The organism is Arthrobacter sp. D2-10, from assembly GCF_054161285.1.
Genome location: NZ_CP096431.1, coordinates 564,768 through 580,603 on the forward strand (window position 1 = coordinate 564,768; position 15,836 = coordinate 580,603).

Sequence of the window (15,836 nt, forward strand, 5' to 3'; positions counted from 1 at the left end):
GAGGAAGGAAACAGCGTCAGCTCAGCTGGGGAAGCCGGTCCTGAGAACGCCGAGGATGGCCCTGGCTTTCGTATGGATTTCTGCAAGTTCCTCCTCGGGATGGGAGTCGGCTGTGATCGCTCCACCGATTCCCACAGAAAGCCGCTGAACGCCGGCGGCGGACTTATGAAACACGGCACTGCGGATCGTGACGGATAAATCTGCTGCGCCGTTGGGTGAGAAATAGCCGACCACACCCGAATACGGGCCGCGCGGTTCGGACTCAAGTCTGTCGAGAATATCCATGCTGCTGATCTTGGGAGCACCTGTCATGGATCCCGGCGGATACGCGGCTGCCACAACAGCCGCCCTTGAGCGTCCGGGCGCGATGGTGGCCTCGACGGTGCTGACCAATTGGTGCACTGTCGCATACGTCTCCAGTTCGCAAAGCCGTGTGACGGATACTGTTCCCGGTAGGGCATGGCGGGACAGGTCGTTTCGCATCAGGTCGACAATCATGATGTTCTCGGCCCGGTCTTTGACGGAAGTCATCAGGTCATGCTTCAGATGCCTGTCGACCGTCGGTGACGGGTCACGCCGTCGTGTTCCCTTGATGGGTTCGGCACGCACCCGACCGTCTGCGGTGATGCTGAGGAACCGCTCCGGTGAGGAGCTTGCGATGGTGACCGGTCCCAGCTGTATGTAGCTTGCGAACGGGGCAGGGCTGGCCCGGCGGAGCTTCCGGTAGAACTCCCATGGATCGAGACTTCCGTGGGTGTCGCTGGATAACTGCGTCGTAAGGCAGACCTCGTAGGAGTTCCCCTGCCTGATCTCATCCTGGGATGCAGCGATCTTCTGAAGGTATGACTCGCCGGAATCAGCCGCGCTGAACTGCACGGTAGGCAAGCCGCTAGTGAGGGGCGCCGGGACGTGAGGCAGGCGTCGGATACGCCGGGCAGCATCTTCACACCACCGCTGGCCTTCCCGCCCGCTTTCCGTCAGCAGGTATATGCGTCGTGTCCGATGGTCAAAAACCACAGCACGGCTGCACCGAATCAGGGAAGCATCCGGCAGCGATGACTGCACGGTGTTGCCGCCACATTCGCGTTTGAGTTCATAACCGAGATACCCGAGCCAGCCAAGGGCGAACCCCAGCCCGGGGGGAAGCTCGGGAGTCCGGGCCGCCCTAGTGCGGCCCCATATTCTGTCCAGCCAGGCAAAGAAGGGGCCGCGCACCCGGGTGACGATGAGATTCGACTCCACAGTGGTCACGCCGTTTTCATGGTGTGCCCGCATCCCGTGCCGGCCGGAATCGTCAGCCATGATGCTGAACCGGTTTCGTCCTTCCACCGCATCCGCCGCCGCACGGTTCGAGCTGTCCAGCCAGACCCGGTGACCGGACTGCCCGTACAACTCCTGGAAGACAGCTTCCGGGTCCGGGTAGTCCAGCAGCTCCACATGCTGGAGGCCGGGTGCGGGTAGGGGCGTCCCCAGACCGCCGATCGCATCCAGGGTGGGCAGTGAGGCCATGGCTTCGGCGGTTCGCAGCGGCGCATCCGGGTGCAGAGGATCCACGACCGTGATGTCAGCATCTGCACCAACATCAACCGGTGCGGCTCTGTCAGTTCCGAGGAGTATCTGCAGCGCCGGGCGCCGGCCTTCAACGGGGGCCGGGGACTCAAAGACAATGTCCGGGCACTCACCCAACGCGTGCACCCCGGTGTGGTTCTCAAGCGTCCGCACCCTGTAGGAGTAATCCAGCGCCTTCCTCAGGGCGGTAACAAACGCCTGCCCTTCGGGCGTATCCGCCCCGTGGACGGAGACGACGACGGGTTCAACCGGATCACAGTTGTGCCCGCTGTGGATCACCCGACAGCTTCCCGGACCAGAGCGGTTGACTGCTCCCGCGCGGCTTCGATGGTGTGCAGGAGAAGCAGGGAGGTAGTGACTGAACCGACGCCACCTGGAACCGGGGTCAGAGCCGCGGCAGTATCGCGCACGCTGGCATCATCGACGTCCCCCACGAGAGAGCCGTCGGCAAGCACATTTGTGCCGACGTCGATCACTACCGCATCGTTGGAGATGTGGCTGCCGGTCAGCAGGCCGGCACGGCCTGCCGCGACAACCACGACGTCGGCCGACCTTGTGTATTTCTCCAGCGGCCCCGACCGGGAATGGCAGACCGTGACCGCAGCATCGCGGTGCAGCAACAGCAGCGACAGCGGCTTTCCAACCACCGCGGAACGCCCGACGACGACGACGTTCCGTCCCGCGACGGGGATGTCGAAGTGGTCAAGAAGCTCCACCACTGCGCGCGCTGTCGCGGGAGCGAACGAACGATGGCCCACAGCCAGACGCCCAAGGCTCAGGGGATTCGCTCCGTCGATGTCCTTCTCGGGGGCAATATGGCCAACCAGTTCCTCGGTCCGGACGCCGGCAGGCAGAGGTGTCTGGAGGATGATGCCGTGTACCGACGCTGTTGCGCTGAGGTCCCTCAATACGGAGGCGACAACGGGCCCGGTGGCATCACGACCGAGGTCCACGATCCGGCAGTTGATTCCCGCACTTTCCGCGGCCCTTTTGATGGACCGCACGTACCAGTGCGTGGAACTGTCGTCGGTGGCCACCACTACCCCCAGCGTGGGGCGCACCCCGTCAGCCTCAAGCTTCCTCGCTTGTTCCTCAGCCTCCTGCCGGATCAGCCCCGCGAGTGCTTTGCCGGTGAGAAGTGCGGCGCTCAACTGAGGATCCTTCCGCGTACGCGCTCCACGAGGGAGTCGGCCGCCAGGATGACTTTCTCCTCGAGCCCGTCAGTCTGCTCAGCCAACTGAGAACGGGTAGCGGGATCTTTGACTGCCACCACATTGATGTCTATGTTGACGCGTGCGGTGGTTGCGGCCGCGCGGGCCGCATCTGCGGCTGCGGCAATGTCGCTGATAACACTGGCATTAGCCACTTCAAACAGCTCGGATCCGAGATCCACGATGGCACCGGCAAGCCCGACGAGCTGCGCGGGGACTTCAGCGGCCGAGATGAGAGCCTCCTGGATGCGCGCCGTCCGTGCCGCTTTGAGCTCGTCCGTCCCGGAAGGAAGTCTGTATGAATCGATGACGCCCTGGAACGCTTGTTGATCCGCGTCCGATAGGCGCAGCGCCTGCGCCACCAGCTCATCAGCGGCACTGATGATTCTGTTCACGAGTTCGGCATGCTGTTCGTATTTTCCGCCGGTGGTGTATCTGGCGACCATTGCAACCAGAGCCGCCGCCTGGGCGGCATGAAGGGCCGCGGCGGCCCCGCCCCCGGGTGTGGGTTCGCGTGAGGCAAGCCGGGTGAGGTAGTCGTCGATTGTTTCTGAGCTGATCATGTGTCTTCCTGGGCTAAAGCTCGAGTCGGCTCGGCTGGATTGAAGGTGCCGGGGAACAACGGCGGCCCGGCCCCTGGTTGCAGGGGATGGGGCCGGGCCGCCTGCACTGGTGGACCGCGGTTACTAGCCGCGGAGCCTGGTCATGGTGGGGTCGTAGAGCGGATCAGCTGTGACCGTTGCCTGGATACGGCGCCCAAAGTACTCGATTTCAACCGAATCGCCGATGGAAACAGCGGCCGGAAGGTACGCGTAGGCGATTGGCCTGGCAACGGTGTAGCCGTACGCAGCACTGGTGACGTAGCCGACCGCCTGCTCCTTGTAGAAGACAGGTTCCTTGCCCAACACGATGCTGCGTCCGTCGTCGACCGTCAGGCAGCGCAGACGGCGGGCGGAATTCTCCTCTGTCCGGCCCTCGAGGGCGGCCTTTCCGACGAAGCTCTCCTTGGCCATCTTCACTGCGAAACCGACGCCTGCTTCGAAGGGATCGTGCTCCGTGGTCATGTCAGTGCCCCACGAGCGGTAGCCTTTTTCGAGACGGAGCGAGCTGAACGCTGCGCGGCCTGCTGCGATGACACCGAACGGCTGACCGGCCTTCCAGAGGGCATCCCAGAGACGCTGCCCGTTGTCAGCGGTGGTGTAGAGCTCCCAACCCAGCTCGCCGACGTAGGACAAGCGCATCGCGGTGACTGAGACGCCGCCGATGACTACCTTCTTGGCGCGGAAGTATCGAAGGCCGTCATTGCTGAAGTCATCACTGCTGACAGTGCCGATGAGGTCACGGGCGAGGGGTCCCCACAGGCCGATGCAGCAGGTGCCGCCGGTCGTATCCCGAACCTGGACCCAGTCGTCGGCGGTGCCGGATTGGGTCTGGTGACGGGCGGCGCGCTCGAAGTAGGCGGTGTCGATATTGCCGTTCGCGCCGAGCTGGAAGGTGTCTTCGCTCAGTCGCGCCACCGTGATGTCGCTTCGAATGCCGCCGGCGTGATCGAGCAGCAGGGTGTAGGTCACTGCGCCGGGCTTCTTGTTCAAATCCGCGGTGGTGAGTTCCTGGAGGAGTTTCAGGGCCCCCGGCCCGGAGACTTCGAGGCGCTTGAGCGGGGTCATGTCGTACATGGCTACCGCCGTGCGGGTCTTCCACGCCTCGGCGGCGGCGATGGGTGAGCTGAACATCCCGGACCAGGCGTCTCGAGCCGGCGGCTGCCATTCGGCCGGCATTTCCTTCAGCAGGTCCGCGTTGGACTCGAACCAGTAGGGGCGTTCCCATCCGCCGCCCTCAAGGAAGTACCCACCGAGCTGCTTGTGGCGTGCGTGGAAGGGGCTCACGCGGAGATTGCGGGGGGAAAGCTTGGGCTGGAGCGGGTGGAGGACGTCGTAGATTTCCACGAAGTTCTGCTGCGACGTTTCGCTGACGTATTCGGGGGTCAGCTGGACTTCTTCGAAGCGGTGGATGTCGCAATCGCCCAGGTCAATTTCCGACTTCCCGGTGGTCAGGAGCTCGGCGACAGCGCGGGCGATACCAGCGGAATGGGTCACCCACACTGCTTCAGCCACGAAGAATCCGTCCAGCTCCTTGGATTCACCCACCAGGGAGCCACCGTCGGGGGTGAAGGAGAATATCCCGTTGAAGCCGTCTTCGATGTCGCTTTCCCGCAGTGAGGGAAGCAGTTGCTTGGTGGCCTCCCACGCAGGGAGGAAGTCCTCCAGAGTGAAATCCAGCCGTGACGGCATGTTGTGTTCGGTGATCGTGGCGGGCTCATAGTTGCCGAGCTCGTCGAGGTCCACGGGCATGGGGCGATGGGCATAGGAACCGATGCCGTAGCGGTCGCCGTGCTCGCGGTAGTAGAGGTCCTGGTCCTGGTGGCGCAGGATGGGCAGGGAAGCGCCGTTGGGCGATGCGTTTCTGCCCTGCTGCGCCGGCACGGGAGTGGTCTTCACGTACTGGTGGGCCAGTGGGAGCAGGGGGACAGACATGCCGATCATCTCTCCGATCTTGGCGCCCCAGAAACCGGCGCAGGAGACAACGATGTCGGCGGGGATGACGCCGTCGGACGTCTCGACGCCGGTGACCCGGCGGTTTGACTGTTCAATCCCGGTGACTGCGGTGTTACCGAGGTATTTGACTCCCGCGGCCTCCGTCCGCTTGATCAGCAGTTGCACGGCGCGGGCAGCGCTGGCCAGACCGTCAGTCGGGACGTGAAGCCCGCCGAGGATGCCTTCCTCATTGAGGAGGGGGTAGAGCTCCTTGCACTCTTCACGGGTGAGGATCTTGCCTTCGATGCCCCAGGACGCTGCATATCCCAGCTTGCGCTTCAGGTCAGCGAGGCGCGTTTCTGTGGTGGCAACTTCAAGGCCGCCCACCTGGTTGAAGCAGCTCACGCCGTCCTCGGTGAGGGACAAAAGCTTCTCCACCGTGTATTTGGCGAAGAGCGCCATGGTCTTTGAGGGGTTCGTCTGGAAGACAAGCCCTGGGGCATGGGACGTTGAACCCCCCGGCATGTTCAGCGGCCCCTGGTCTAGGACTGTGATGTTGTTCCACCCCCGTGAGACCAGTTCGTCGGCGAGGTTGGTGCCAACGATTCCGGCTCCGATGATGACAATGCGCGGCGTCGATGCCATGTGCTTTCTCCTGCTGATTTTCGTCTTTGGACTCTGCTGCTTCAGTTGGCGTGCTTACCGGAACACGACGGTGCTGGTCTGATCCAGCAGCACGCGGTGTTCACAGTGCCAGCGGACGGCGCGTGAGAGTGCGAGGGCTTCTGCGTCCCGGCCCACCGTCGAAAGGGTGGTGGGTCCGTAGGTGTGATCCACTCGGATAACTTCCTGCTCAATGATCGGTCCCTCATCCAGATCCGCCGTCACATAGTGCGCAGTGGCCCCTACGAGCTTTACACCGCGGTCGTAGGCCTGGTGGTAAGGCCGTGCGCCCTTGAAGCCCGGCAGGAACGAGTGGTGAATGTTGATGGCGCGGCCTTCCAGTGCCCGGCACAGGCCGTCGGAGAGCACCTGCATGTACCGGGCGAGCACCACGAGATCGATATCATGCTCGTCCACCAGTTCCAGCAGTCTCGCTTCGGCGTCTGCCTTTGTCTCCGGAGTCACCGGGAGGTAGATGAAGGGAAGGCCTGCTGCATCGGCCATGGCACGGTGAGTCTCATGGTTTGATACCACCAGGGCGATATCGCCGCCGAGGCTGCCGCCGCGCCAGCGGAAGATCAGGTCGTTCAGGCAGTGCCCGAACTTGGAAACCATGACCAGGATGCGTTGCTTGGTTTCGTCGTGAAAGCTGAACTTCATCTCGAAGCGATCTGCGATCGCGCTGAACTCCTCATTGAGCCTTTCGGGCGTGTACTCGGGGGAACCCGAGAAGGCTGTACGCAGATGCAGTGTCTGACGAAGTCCGTCGTCGAACTGCTGGTGTTCGTCGATGTTGAACCCGCGCTCGAAGAGGAACGTGGTGACCGCCTGGACGATGCCTGCGCGCTCGACGCACGACAGTGTGAGAACAAACTTCCTCGTCTGTTCCTGCGGGCGGGCCTCTGGCTCGGGAAGGATGCTGGTGGATGAATCGGATGCCATGAGGGTCATGTCTTCTCCTCTAGATATATTCCTAAAATACATACTGATATATTAGGGCTGGCAATCAGCGTATACTGGTTGGAGGGGCGGGGTCAATAGCTTCGCATTTTGGAGAAGAGGGGTTGGCGTTATGGTTCTTGAGGCTCTTGCGGTCGACGATGAGACGCCCAGAAAATCATTGGCAGACGTGGCATACGAGAACATCAGGGACCGGCTGTTGACCTTGAAGATCAGGCCCGGCGATCTCCTCAATGACGACCTGCTCGCCAGGGATCTTGGAGTGGGCCGGACGCCGGTGCGTGAAGCGCTGAAGCGGCTGGAGCTGGACCGCCTGGTTGTTTCCTACCCCCGGAGGGGAACTTTCGCCACTCGGGTGGAGGTTACCGACCTTGCGTACATTTCGGAGATTCGTACCCAACTCGAGCCCCTCGCCGCCTCCCGGGCGGCGCGGATAGCAACGGACGCGGCGAGGGAGCGGTTGCGGTCAGTTATGCATGCTCTTGAGACGTTCGATATCGCGTCGGCGTCTGCCGTCGAAACCCTGCAGCTGGATGCGCAGGTGCACCAGGGTATCTATGCAGCCGCTGCCAATCCCCATCTCGAAGACGTCCTGATCCGCTACGACAATCTTGCAACCCGTATCTGGTGCATGGTCCTGGACCGGCTTCCCGACCTTTCCCAGCACGTGCATGAGCATGTGGATCTGCTGCGTGCCGTCGTCGACGGTGATGAAGCAAAAGCTGCTGAACTGGCGAGGGCTCACGTCATCGGTTTCGAACATGCGATTCGCGAGGCTCTCTTCGCCGCCTAAGCCGGTTGGGTGAGGGGAATCACCTGAGGTGTTGACTCTCGCTGCTGCCGGTAGCATACTTGAGCCAAATAACTAATATATCAAGCGGATATTAGATACGGCTTAGGAGAAATGATGGTCGACGTTCTGACTCGCTCGCTCGCAGAGACGGATCCTCGGGTCCACGCCGCTGTGCAGCAGGAACTGCTGCGCCAGCAGGGCACCCTGGAGATGATCGCCTCCGAAAACTTTGCGCCGACTGCGGTCATGGAGGCGCAGGGATCGGTCCTGACCAACAAGTACGCAGAGGGCTACCCAGGCAAGCGTTACTACGGCGGCTGCGAACACGTTGACGTGATCGAGCAGTTGGCCATCGACCGTCTGAAATCATTGTTCGGCTCTGAATTCGCCAATGTGCAACCCCACTCAGGTGCCCAGGCCAACGCAGCGGCAATGTTCGCCCTCATTCAGCCCGGAGACACCATCCTCGGGCTGAACCTCGCGCACGGCGGGCACCTCACCCATGGCATGCGCATCAACTTCTCCGGCAAGCTCTACAAGGTTGTTCCGTACGGCGTCGGCGAAGAGGACATGCTGATCGACATGGCGGAGGTGGAACGCCTGGCCATTGAACACAAGCCGCAGCTGATTGTGGCCGGCTGGTCCGCATACTCCCGGCAGTTGGATTTCGCTGAGTTCCGTCGCATCGCCGACCTGGTCGGTGCTTACCTGATGGTGGACATGGCGCACTTCGCCGGACTGGTGGCAGCTGGCCTGCACCCCAGCCCCGTCCCGCATGCACACATTGTCACGAGCACCACGCACAAGACACTCGGCGGCCCGCGTGGGGGAGTGATCCTCACCAATGACGCCGCCATTGCCAAGAAGGTGAACTCCGCAGTCTTCCCCGGCCAGCAGGGCGGCCCCCTGGAACATGTCATCGCCGGAAAGGCTGTCGCATTCAAGCTGGCAGCGGAGCCCGAATTCAGGGAACGCCAGGAGCGCACCCTGGAAGGTGCCCGGATCATCGCCCAGCGGCTTCTCGCTGATGACGTCGCCGAGTCCGGTGCCACCGTCGTCAGCGGCGGCACCGACGTCCACCTGATCCTGGTGGACCTGCGCAACTCCGAGCTGGACGGGCAACAGGGCGAAGACCGCCTGCACCGGATCGGCATCACGGTCAACCGCAACGCCGTGCCCTTCGACCCGCGTCCGCCGATGGTGTCTTCCGGTCTTCGCATCGGAACGCCGGCACTCGCCACGCGTGGGTTCGGAGAGGCGGAATTCACCGAGGTCGCTGACATTATCGCCGCAGCACTCAAGCGCGAGTTCAACGACGAGACTGTGGCGGAACTCCGGCAGCGGGTTGAAATCCTGGCCGGCAAGTTCCCGCTCTACCCCAACCTTTCCTCCGACGCGACCGAGGTGGCATGATGGCCGATCTGCTTCCGGAGCACCCGGATTTCCTTTGGCACAACCCCGAGCCCAAGTCCTCCTATGATGCGGTCATCGTCGGCGGCGGCGGGCACGGTCTTGCCACGGCCTACTACCTGGCCAAGAACCATGGAATGACCAACATCGCCATCCTGGAAAAGGGTTGGCTGGCTGGTGGCAACATGGCCCGCAATACCACGATCATCCGATCCAATTACCTGTGGGACGAGAGCGCAGCCATCTACGAGCAGGCCCTCAAGCTGTGGGAAATCCTGCCGGAAGAGCTCGAGTACGACTTCCTCTTCAGCCAGCGAGGGGTCATGAACCTCGCCCACACCCTGGGTGATGTGCGGGAGAGCGTCCGGCGCGTGGGAGCGAACAAGCTCAACGGTGTGGACGCCGAATGGCTTGACCCCCAGCAGGTCAAGGAACTCTGCCCCATCCTGAACATCAATGACAACATCCGTTACCCCGTCATGGGCGCCACCTACCAGCCGCGGGCAGGCATCGCCAAGCACGATCATGTCGCATGGGCGTTCGCGCGCAAGTGCGACGAACTGGGCGTGGACATCATCCAGAACTGCGAAGTCACCGGCTTCGTCAAGGACGGCAACCGGGTGGTTGGCGTCAAAACCAACCGGGGCACCATCAATACAGGGAAAGTGGGCCTGTGCGCCGCGGGACACAGCTCTGTCCTGGCCGAGATGGCCGGCTTCCGTCTCCCCATCCAATCCCACCCGCTCCAGGCGCTCGTCTCTGAGCTGCACGAGCCGGTCCACCCCACGGTGGTCATGTCCAATCACGTGCACGTCTACGTTTCGCAGGCGCACAAGGGCGAACTGGTGATGGGTGCCGGTGTGGACTCCTACAACGGTTACGGCCAGCGGGGCTCGTTCCATGTGATCGAGCACCAGATGGCAGCCGCGGTTGAGCTCTTCCCGATCTTTGCCCGTGCCCACGTTCTGCGGACCTGGGGTGGCATCGTGGATACCACCCTGGACGCGTCCCCCATCGTGGGCAACACCCCGGTGGAGAACATGTTCGTGAACTGCGGCTGGGGCACCGGCGGGTTCAAGGGAACACCGGCTGCGGGTCTCACCTTCGCCCACAACATCGCTACGGGCGCTCCGCACAGGCTGAACAAGCCGTTTGCGCTGGAACGCTTCGAAACCGGTGCGCTGATCGACGAACACGGCGCTGCTGCCGTCGCCCACTAGCCGCCAGCGACCGACGCTCTCCAGAAAGAAGACGCACATGCTGCTCATCTCCTGCCCCAATTGCGGCTCGCGTGACGAGACCGAGTTCCACTACGGTGGCCAGGCCCACGTTGCCTACCCGGAAAACCCCCATGAGCTGACCGACCGTGAGTGGGCCGAGTTCCTGTTCTACCGGGACAACACCAAGGGCTCCTTCGCCGAGCGCTGGTTGCACAGCACGGGCTGCCGTCAGTGGTTCAACATGCTCCGTGACACGCTGACTTACGACATCCAGGCGGTGTACCCGATGGGTACGCCCCGGCCCGATGCTGCCGGGCAGCGGACTGCCGATACCGGCACTGCCAGCACCGCCGCTGACAGCACAACCACCGGAAGCGCAGCTCCGGACATTTCCGGCACGAGCACCTCCGCCACCAGCATCTCCAGCACCACAGCCCCGGAAGGAGCAACCAAGTGACTTCCCAAAACGCACGCCTCGCAGCCGGCGGACGCATCGACCGAACCATCTCCTGGCGTTTCACCGTGGACGGTGAGGAATTCACGGGTCATCCCGGCGACACCCTGGCCTCGGCCCTGATCGCCAACGGCCGGATCGCCGTTGGCAACTCGCTCTACGAGAGCCGCGCCCGCGGCATCATGTCCGCCGGCGTCGAGGAATCCAACGCCATGGTCAAGGTGGAGCCGCGCTTCCCGGGCCACGTGGCCGAGTCAATGCTTCCCGCCACCACCGTCACTCTGGTGGATGGGCTGAAGGCAGAGCTCCTCAACGGCCTGGGCAAGCTTGACCCGGAGGAGGACCATGCCGAGTACGACAAGAAGTACGTCCACACTGATGTCCTGGTTATCGGCGGCGGCCCCGCAGGCCTGGCCGCGGCCCGGGAAGCCGTGCGGACCGGTGCCCGTGTCATGCTGCTGGACGACCAGCCTGAGCTGGGAGGCTCGCTCCTGTCCGGCTCCACAGCACCGGACCTGGCCGAGACCATCGAGGGCAAGCCGGCCCTGGAGTGGGTGGCGGACGTGGAAGCCGAACTCGTTTCCGGCTCCGAGTCCACCGTCCTGAACCGCACCACGGCCTTCGGCGCCTACGACGCCAACTATGTCATCGCCGTCCAGAACCGTACCGACCACCTGTCCTCGCCCGCGCCGTCGGGAGTCTCCCGCCAGCGTATCTGGCACATCCGTGCGAGCCAGGTTGTACTGGCCCCCGGCGCCCACGAACGTCCGTTGGTGTTCGAGAACAACGACCGGCCCGCCATCATGCTCGCCTCCGCCGTCCGCAGCTACCTGAACCGCTACGCCGTGGCCGCCGGGCAGCGCGTGGTCATCAGCACCACCAATGACAGCGCCTACGCCCTTGCCGCTGACCTCCGCAGCGCCGGCGTGAACGTCTCCGTCGTCGTGGATGCCCGTCCCCAGCTCAGCGAGGTGGCAGCGGCCGCCGTCGAAGCGGGCACACGGGTGCTGACCGGCAGCGCAGTGGCGAACACCTCTGCCGACAACAGCGGCCGCCTGAACGGTGTGACCGTCCGCGCCATTAACGACGACGGCGAGCTCACCTCCGGCACTGAACAGGTCGCCTGCGATCTGCTCGCTGTTTCCGGCGGCTGGAGCCCGCTGGTGCACCTGCACTCCCAGCGGCAGGGAAAGCTGCGCTGGGACGACGAGCTGGCCGCCTTTGTGCCGAGCACCGTGGTACCCAATCAGCAGATCGTCGGCTCCGGACGCGGTTCCTTCGGCACCGCAGACTGCCTGGCCGAGGGAATCACCGCCGGCGCGTCGGCTGCCATCGCAGCCGGGTTCGCGTCCGCCGTCGTGCCGTCACCGCTGGCGGAGCCGAAGGCGTCCGCCCCGACCCGGCAGTTGTGGCTGGTCCCCGGTGAGACGGGAACTCCGGATGACTGGCACCAACATTTCGTGGATTTCCAGCGCGACCAGTCAGTTGCTGACGTGCTGCGCTCGACCGGAGCCGGCATGCGCTCGGTGGAGCACATCAAGCGTTACACCTCCATCAGCACCGCCAATGACCAGGGCAAGACTTCCGGTGTCAACGCAATCGGCGTCATCGCGGCCGCGCTGCGTACCGCCGGTGAGGCCTCCCGTGGCATCGGCGACATTGGCACCACCACCTACCGCGCACCGTTCACTCCGGTGGCGTTCGCGGCATTGGCCGGACGCCAGCGCGGGGAGCTGTTCGACCCCGCCCGCAAGACGTCCATTCACCCCTGGCACGTCGCGAAGGGCGCCCTGTTCGAGGACGTGGGGCAGTGGAAGCGGCCCTGGTACTACCCGCAGGACGGGGAGGACATGGACGCGGCCGTGTTGCGTGAGTGCGCGGCCGTCCGTGAGTCTGTGGGCTTCATGGACGCCACGACCCTGGGCAAGATCGAGATCCGGGGCAAGGACGCCGGTGAGTTCCTGAACCGGATCTACACCAACGCGTTCAAAAAGCTCGCCCCGGGCTCGGCCCGTTACGGTGTCATGTGCCTGGCGGACGGCATGATCTTCGACGACGGCGTGACGCTGCGCCTGGACGAGGAGACCTACTTCATGACCACCACCACCGGCGGCGCCGCGAAGGTGCTGGATTGGCTGGAGGAATGGCTGCAGACCGAGTGGCCTGAGCTGGATGTGCACTGCACTTCGGTGACCGAACAGTGGAGCACGATTGCCGTCGTCGGGCCCAAATCCCGCGCGGTCCTTGCCAAGGTGGCGCCGGAGTTGGCCGCCGACGGGGGACTGGAAGCCGAAGCGTTCCCGTTCATGACCTTCCGTGAAACGACGCTCGCCTCCGGCGTGCGCGCCCGGGTCTGCCGGATTTCGTTCTCCGGTGAACTCGCCTACGAGATCAACGTGCCGGCCTGGTACGGGCTCAACACGTGGGAAGCGGTCGCAGCCGCCGGTGCTGAATTCAACATCACTCCCTACGGCACCGAAACCATGCACGTGCTCCGCGCCGAGAAGGGCTACCCCATCGTGGGTCAGGACACGGACGGAACCGTCACCCCCCAGGATGCCGGGATGGAATGGGTCGTCTCCAAGGCCAAGGACTTCATCGGTAAGCGCTCCTACTCCCGGGCCGATGCCCGGCGCGAGGACCGCAAGCACCTGGTCAGCGTTCTACCCGTGGACGGGACGCTGCGGCTGCCGGAAGGAACCCAGCTCGTGGAAAAGGGCCGCTCCACCAACCCCGCCTACGGGCCGGTCCCGATGGAGGGCTTCGTCACCTCCAGCTATCACAGCGCGGCCCTGGGCAGGTCGTTCGGCCTGGCACTGATCAGAAACGGCCGTAACCGCATCGGCGAAACCCTGGTGGCGGCCGCCGGCGACCAACTCGTGGACGTCGTCGTCGCCGAAACCGTGCTATTTGACCCCGAAGGGACCCGCAAAGATGGCTGAAACAGCAGCACCCGCAACCTCCTACGAGAAGAATCTCTCCCTCCGTGTCAGCCCAGCCGCCCAGCTCCGGGCAGACTTTGAAACCGGGTCTGTCCGCGGCGTGGTGGAGCTGTCCGAAGTGGTCTTCCTGACCATGGTCGGCCTCCGAATCAATCGTACGAGCGACGCCGGAGAGCGCATCGTCTCCATCACCGGCGGGCTGCCCGCAGCGTGTGGTGACGTCAGCGATCACGGGGACACGTCGGTGCTGTGGCTCGGGCCTGAAGAGTTCCTGGTAGTGGCACCACGCGAAGCGCACGAGTCCCTAGGCGGAGACCTCATCCAGGCTCTCCGGGAAGCACTCGGTGACGGGGCCGGCCAGGTGGTGGATCTCTCCGCCAACCGCACCACCTTTGAACTGAGGGGACCGCGGGCGCGGGCTGTACTTGAGAAGGGATGCTCCCTGGACCTGCACCCGCGCGTGCTGAAGGCCGGCACCGCCCTGTCGACGGAGATCGGCAACATTCCGGTGGTGCTGTGGAAGACCGGTGACGAAAGCTACCGGCTTTTCCCCCGCGCGTCGTTCGCTGATTTCCTGGGTCACTGGCTTCTGGACGCGATGCGGGAGTACGCCTCGCCTGAGGTTCCCTGAATGGCCCTCAGCGTCCTGGACCTGTTCTCCGTGGGCATCGGGCCGTCGTCGTCACACACGGTGGGCCCGATGCGGGCAGCGAAGCTGTTTGCCGACGGCCTCAAGGGAGACGGACACCTGAGCTCCACCAGGCGGGTCCAGGCCGAGCTGTTCGGCTCCCTCGGTGCGACCGGAAGGGGTCACGGCTCGGACAAGGCCGTGGTCCTGGGCTTCAAGGGGCTGGAGCCTGAAACCGTGGATACCTCCACCGCGGATGACCAGGTGGCCGCCGCTGCCCTGGACGCAGAGCTGTGGGTGGGCGGCGACCACCGGGTGGACTTCAACTGGGACGAGGACGTGGTGCTGCACCGGCGCAAATCCCTCCCCGCACATCCCAACGGCATGACCTTCCGCGCTTTGGACCATGCCGGATCTGTGCTGAGTGAACGAAGCTTCTATTCAATCGGAGGCGGATTTGTTGTTGACGGGGACGCCGACGCCGGTGACAAGGTAGTTGCCGACGCGACTGTCCTGCCGTACCCCTTCAACACCGCGGACGAGCTCCTGGCGATTTGCAGCCGTGAAGGCATGTCCATCTCCGACGTGATGCTCGCCAACGAGTTGGTGTGGCGGACCGAAGCGGAGCTGCGGGAAAAGCTGCTGGGACTGTGGGCGGTCATGCGCGAATGCGTTGACAACGGCTGCACCGCGGACGGGATACTTCCGGGCGGGCTCAGCGTTCGACGGCGGGCGCCGTCGTTATTCCAGACCCTGACGGCGGACACCGGGGTGACCGACCCGCTGCGCGCGATGGAATGGGTGAACCTGTTCGCGCTGGCCGTGAATGAGGAGAACGCTGCCGGCGGGCGGATAGTCACCGCACCGACCAATGGCGCAGCAGGCATCGTTCCTGCAGTGTTGCACTATTACGTGAAGTTCGTCCCCGGCGCCAACGACGACGGCGTGGTCCGCTTCCTGCTTGCCGCAGCCGCCGTCGGAATCCTGTTCAAAATCAATGCCTCCATCTCAGGAGCGGAAGTCGGCTGCCAGGGTGAGGTGGGCTCGGCCTGCTCCATGGCCGCCGCCGGGCTCTGCGAAGTGCTGGGCGGGACACCTGCCCAGGTGGAAAATGCCGCTGAAGTGGGTATCGAACACAACCTCGGCCTGACCTGTGACCCGGTGGGCGGGCTGGTGCAGATCCCCTGCATCGAGCGCAACGCCATCGCCAGCGTGAAGGCCATCAACGCTGCCCGCCTTGCCCTGCACGGCGACGGCAGCCACAAGGTGTCGCTCGACAAAGCCATCAAAACGATGCGCGACACTGGAGCGGATATGAAGAGCAAGTACAAGGAAACTTCCCGCGGAGGCCTGGCGGTGAACGTCATCGAGTGCTGAGCGCCTGACAGCTTCCATCGCCTGAGCACCATTTATTACCTGAACTTTGATCGCCAACTCGATGAGGAGTGGAAC

At 63.9% G+C, this 15,836-nt stretch carries 12 protein-coding genes; 7 read left to right on the plus strand and 5 right to left on the minus strand.

The window, feature by feature from the left end:
- Positions 1 to 21: 21 nt before the first annotated feature.
- The 5 genes from pabB to purU all read right to left on the minus strand — a co-directional run bounded on the left by pabB (position 22) and on the right by purU (position 6,928).
- The gene (gene pabB, locus M1D74_RS02745; protein ID WP_458116380.1) at positions 22 to 1,848 is read right to left on the minus strand and encodes an aminodeoxychorismate synthase component I; all 1,827 of its coding nucleotides are present in this window, start codon (positions 1,846 to 1,848) and stop codon (positions 22 to 24) included.
- Positions 1,845 to 2,720, minus strand: coding sequence for a bifunctional 5,10-methylenetetrahydrofolate dehydrogenase/5,10-methenyltetrahydrofolate cyclohydrolase (locus tag M1D74_RS02750; RefSeq protein WP_458116381.1), 876 nt, complete (start codon positions 2,718 to 2,720; stop codon positions 1,845 to 1,847). Before M1D74_RS02750 ends, pabB begins: the two co-directional genes overlap by 4 nt.
- A complete protein-coding gene (locus M1D74_RS02755) occupies positions 2,717 to 3,343 on the minus strand; it encodes a cyclodeaminase/cyclohydrolase family protein (RefSeq protein WP_309070190.1) in 627 nt (208 codons plus the stop codon). The genes M1D74_RS02750 and M1D74_RS02755 overlap by 4 nt, the downstream gene beginning before the upstream one ends.
- A gap of 123 nt (positions 3,344 to 3,466) precedes the next feature.
- The gene (locus tag M1D74_RS02760) at positions 3,467 to 5,959 is read right to left on the minus strand and encodes a GcvT family protein (protein WP_458116382.1); all 2,493 of its coding nucleotides are present in this window, start codon (positions 5,957 to 5,959) and stop codon (positions 3,467 to 3,469) included.
- Between the two features lie 54 nt (positions 5,960 to 6,013).
- Positions 6,014 to 6,928, minus strand: a complete 915-nt coding sequence (purU, locus tag M1D74_RS02765) for a formyltetrahydrofolate deformylase (RefSeq protein WP_309124633.1) — start codon at positions 6,926 to 6,928, stop codon at positions 6,014 to 6,016.
- Between the two features lie 121 nt (positions 6,929 to 7,049).
- Between purU and M1D74_RS02770 the strand changes: the two genes are divergently transcribed.
- The 7 genes from M1D74_RS02770 to M1D74_RS02800 all read left to right on the plus strand — a co-directional run bounded on the left by M1D74_RS02770 (position 7,050) and on the right by M1D74_RS02800 (position 15,761).
- Positions 7,050 to 7,730 (plus strand): GntR family transcriptional regulator, encoded by a 681-nt coding sequence (locus M1D74_RS02770; RefSeq protein ID WP_458116383.1) that lies wholly within the window; start codon positions 7,050 to 7,052, stop codon positions 7,728 to 7,730.
- A gap of 114 nt (positions 7,731 to 7,844) precedes the next feature.
- On the plus strand, positions 7,845 to 9,143 hold the full coding sequence (gene glyA, locus M1D74_RS02775) for a serine hydroxymethyltransferase (protein WP_309070204.1): 1,299 nt from the start codon (positions 7,845 to 7,847) through the stop codon (positions 9,141 to 9,143).
- The gene (locus M1D74_RS02780; protein ID WP_458116384.1) at positions 9,140 to 10,360 is read left to right on the plus strand and encodes a sarcosine oxidase subunit beta family protein; all 1,221 of its coding nucleotides are present in this window, start codon (positions 9,140 to 9,142) and stop codon (positions 10,358 to 10,360) included. Before glyA ends, M1D74_RS02780 begins: the two co-directional genes overlap by 4 nt.
- A 37-nt stretch (positions 10,361 to 10,397) precedes the next feature.
- Complete coding sequence (locus M1D74_RS02785) at positions 10,398 to 10,817, plus strand: sarcosine oxidase subunit delta (RefSeq protein ID WP_458116385.1); 420 nt, start codon at positions 10,398 to 10,400, stop codon at positions 10,815 to 10,817.
- Positions 10,814 to 13,756 carry a sarcosine oxidase subunit alpha family protein gene (locus M1D74_RS02790; RefSeq protein WP_458116386.1) on the plus strand — a complete coding sequence of 981 codons (2,943 nt, stop codon included), beginning with the start codon at positions 10,814 to 10,816 and terminating at the stop codon, positions 13,754 to 13,756. Before M1D74_RS02785 ends, M1D74_RS02790 begins: the two co-directional genes overlap by 4 nt.
- Positions 13,749 to 14,387, plus strand: a complete 639-nt coding sequence (locus tag M1D74_RS02795) for a sarcosine oxidase subunit gamma (RefSeq protein ID WP_458116387.1) — start codon at positions 13,749 to 13,751, stop codon at positions 14,385 to 14,387. The genes M1D74_RS02790 and M1D74_RS02795 overlap by 8 nt, the downstream gene beginning before the upstream one ends.
- On the plus strand, positions 14,388 to 15,761 hold the full coding sequence (locus tag M1D74_RS02800; protein ID WP_458116388.1) for an L-serine ammonia-lyase: 1,374 nt from the start codon (positions 14,388 to 14,390) through the stop codon (positions 15,759 to 15,761).
- The last annotated feature ends 75 nt before the right edge of the window (positions 15,762 to 15,836 follow it).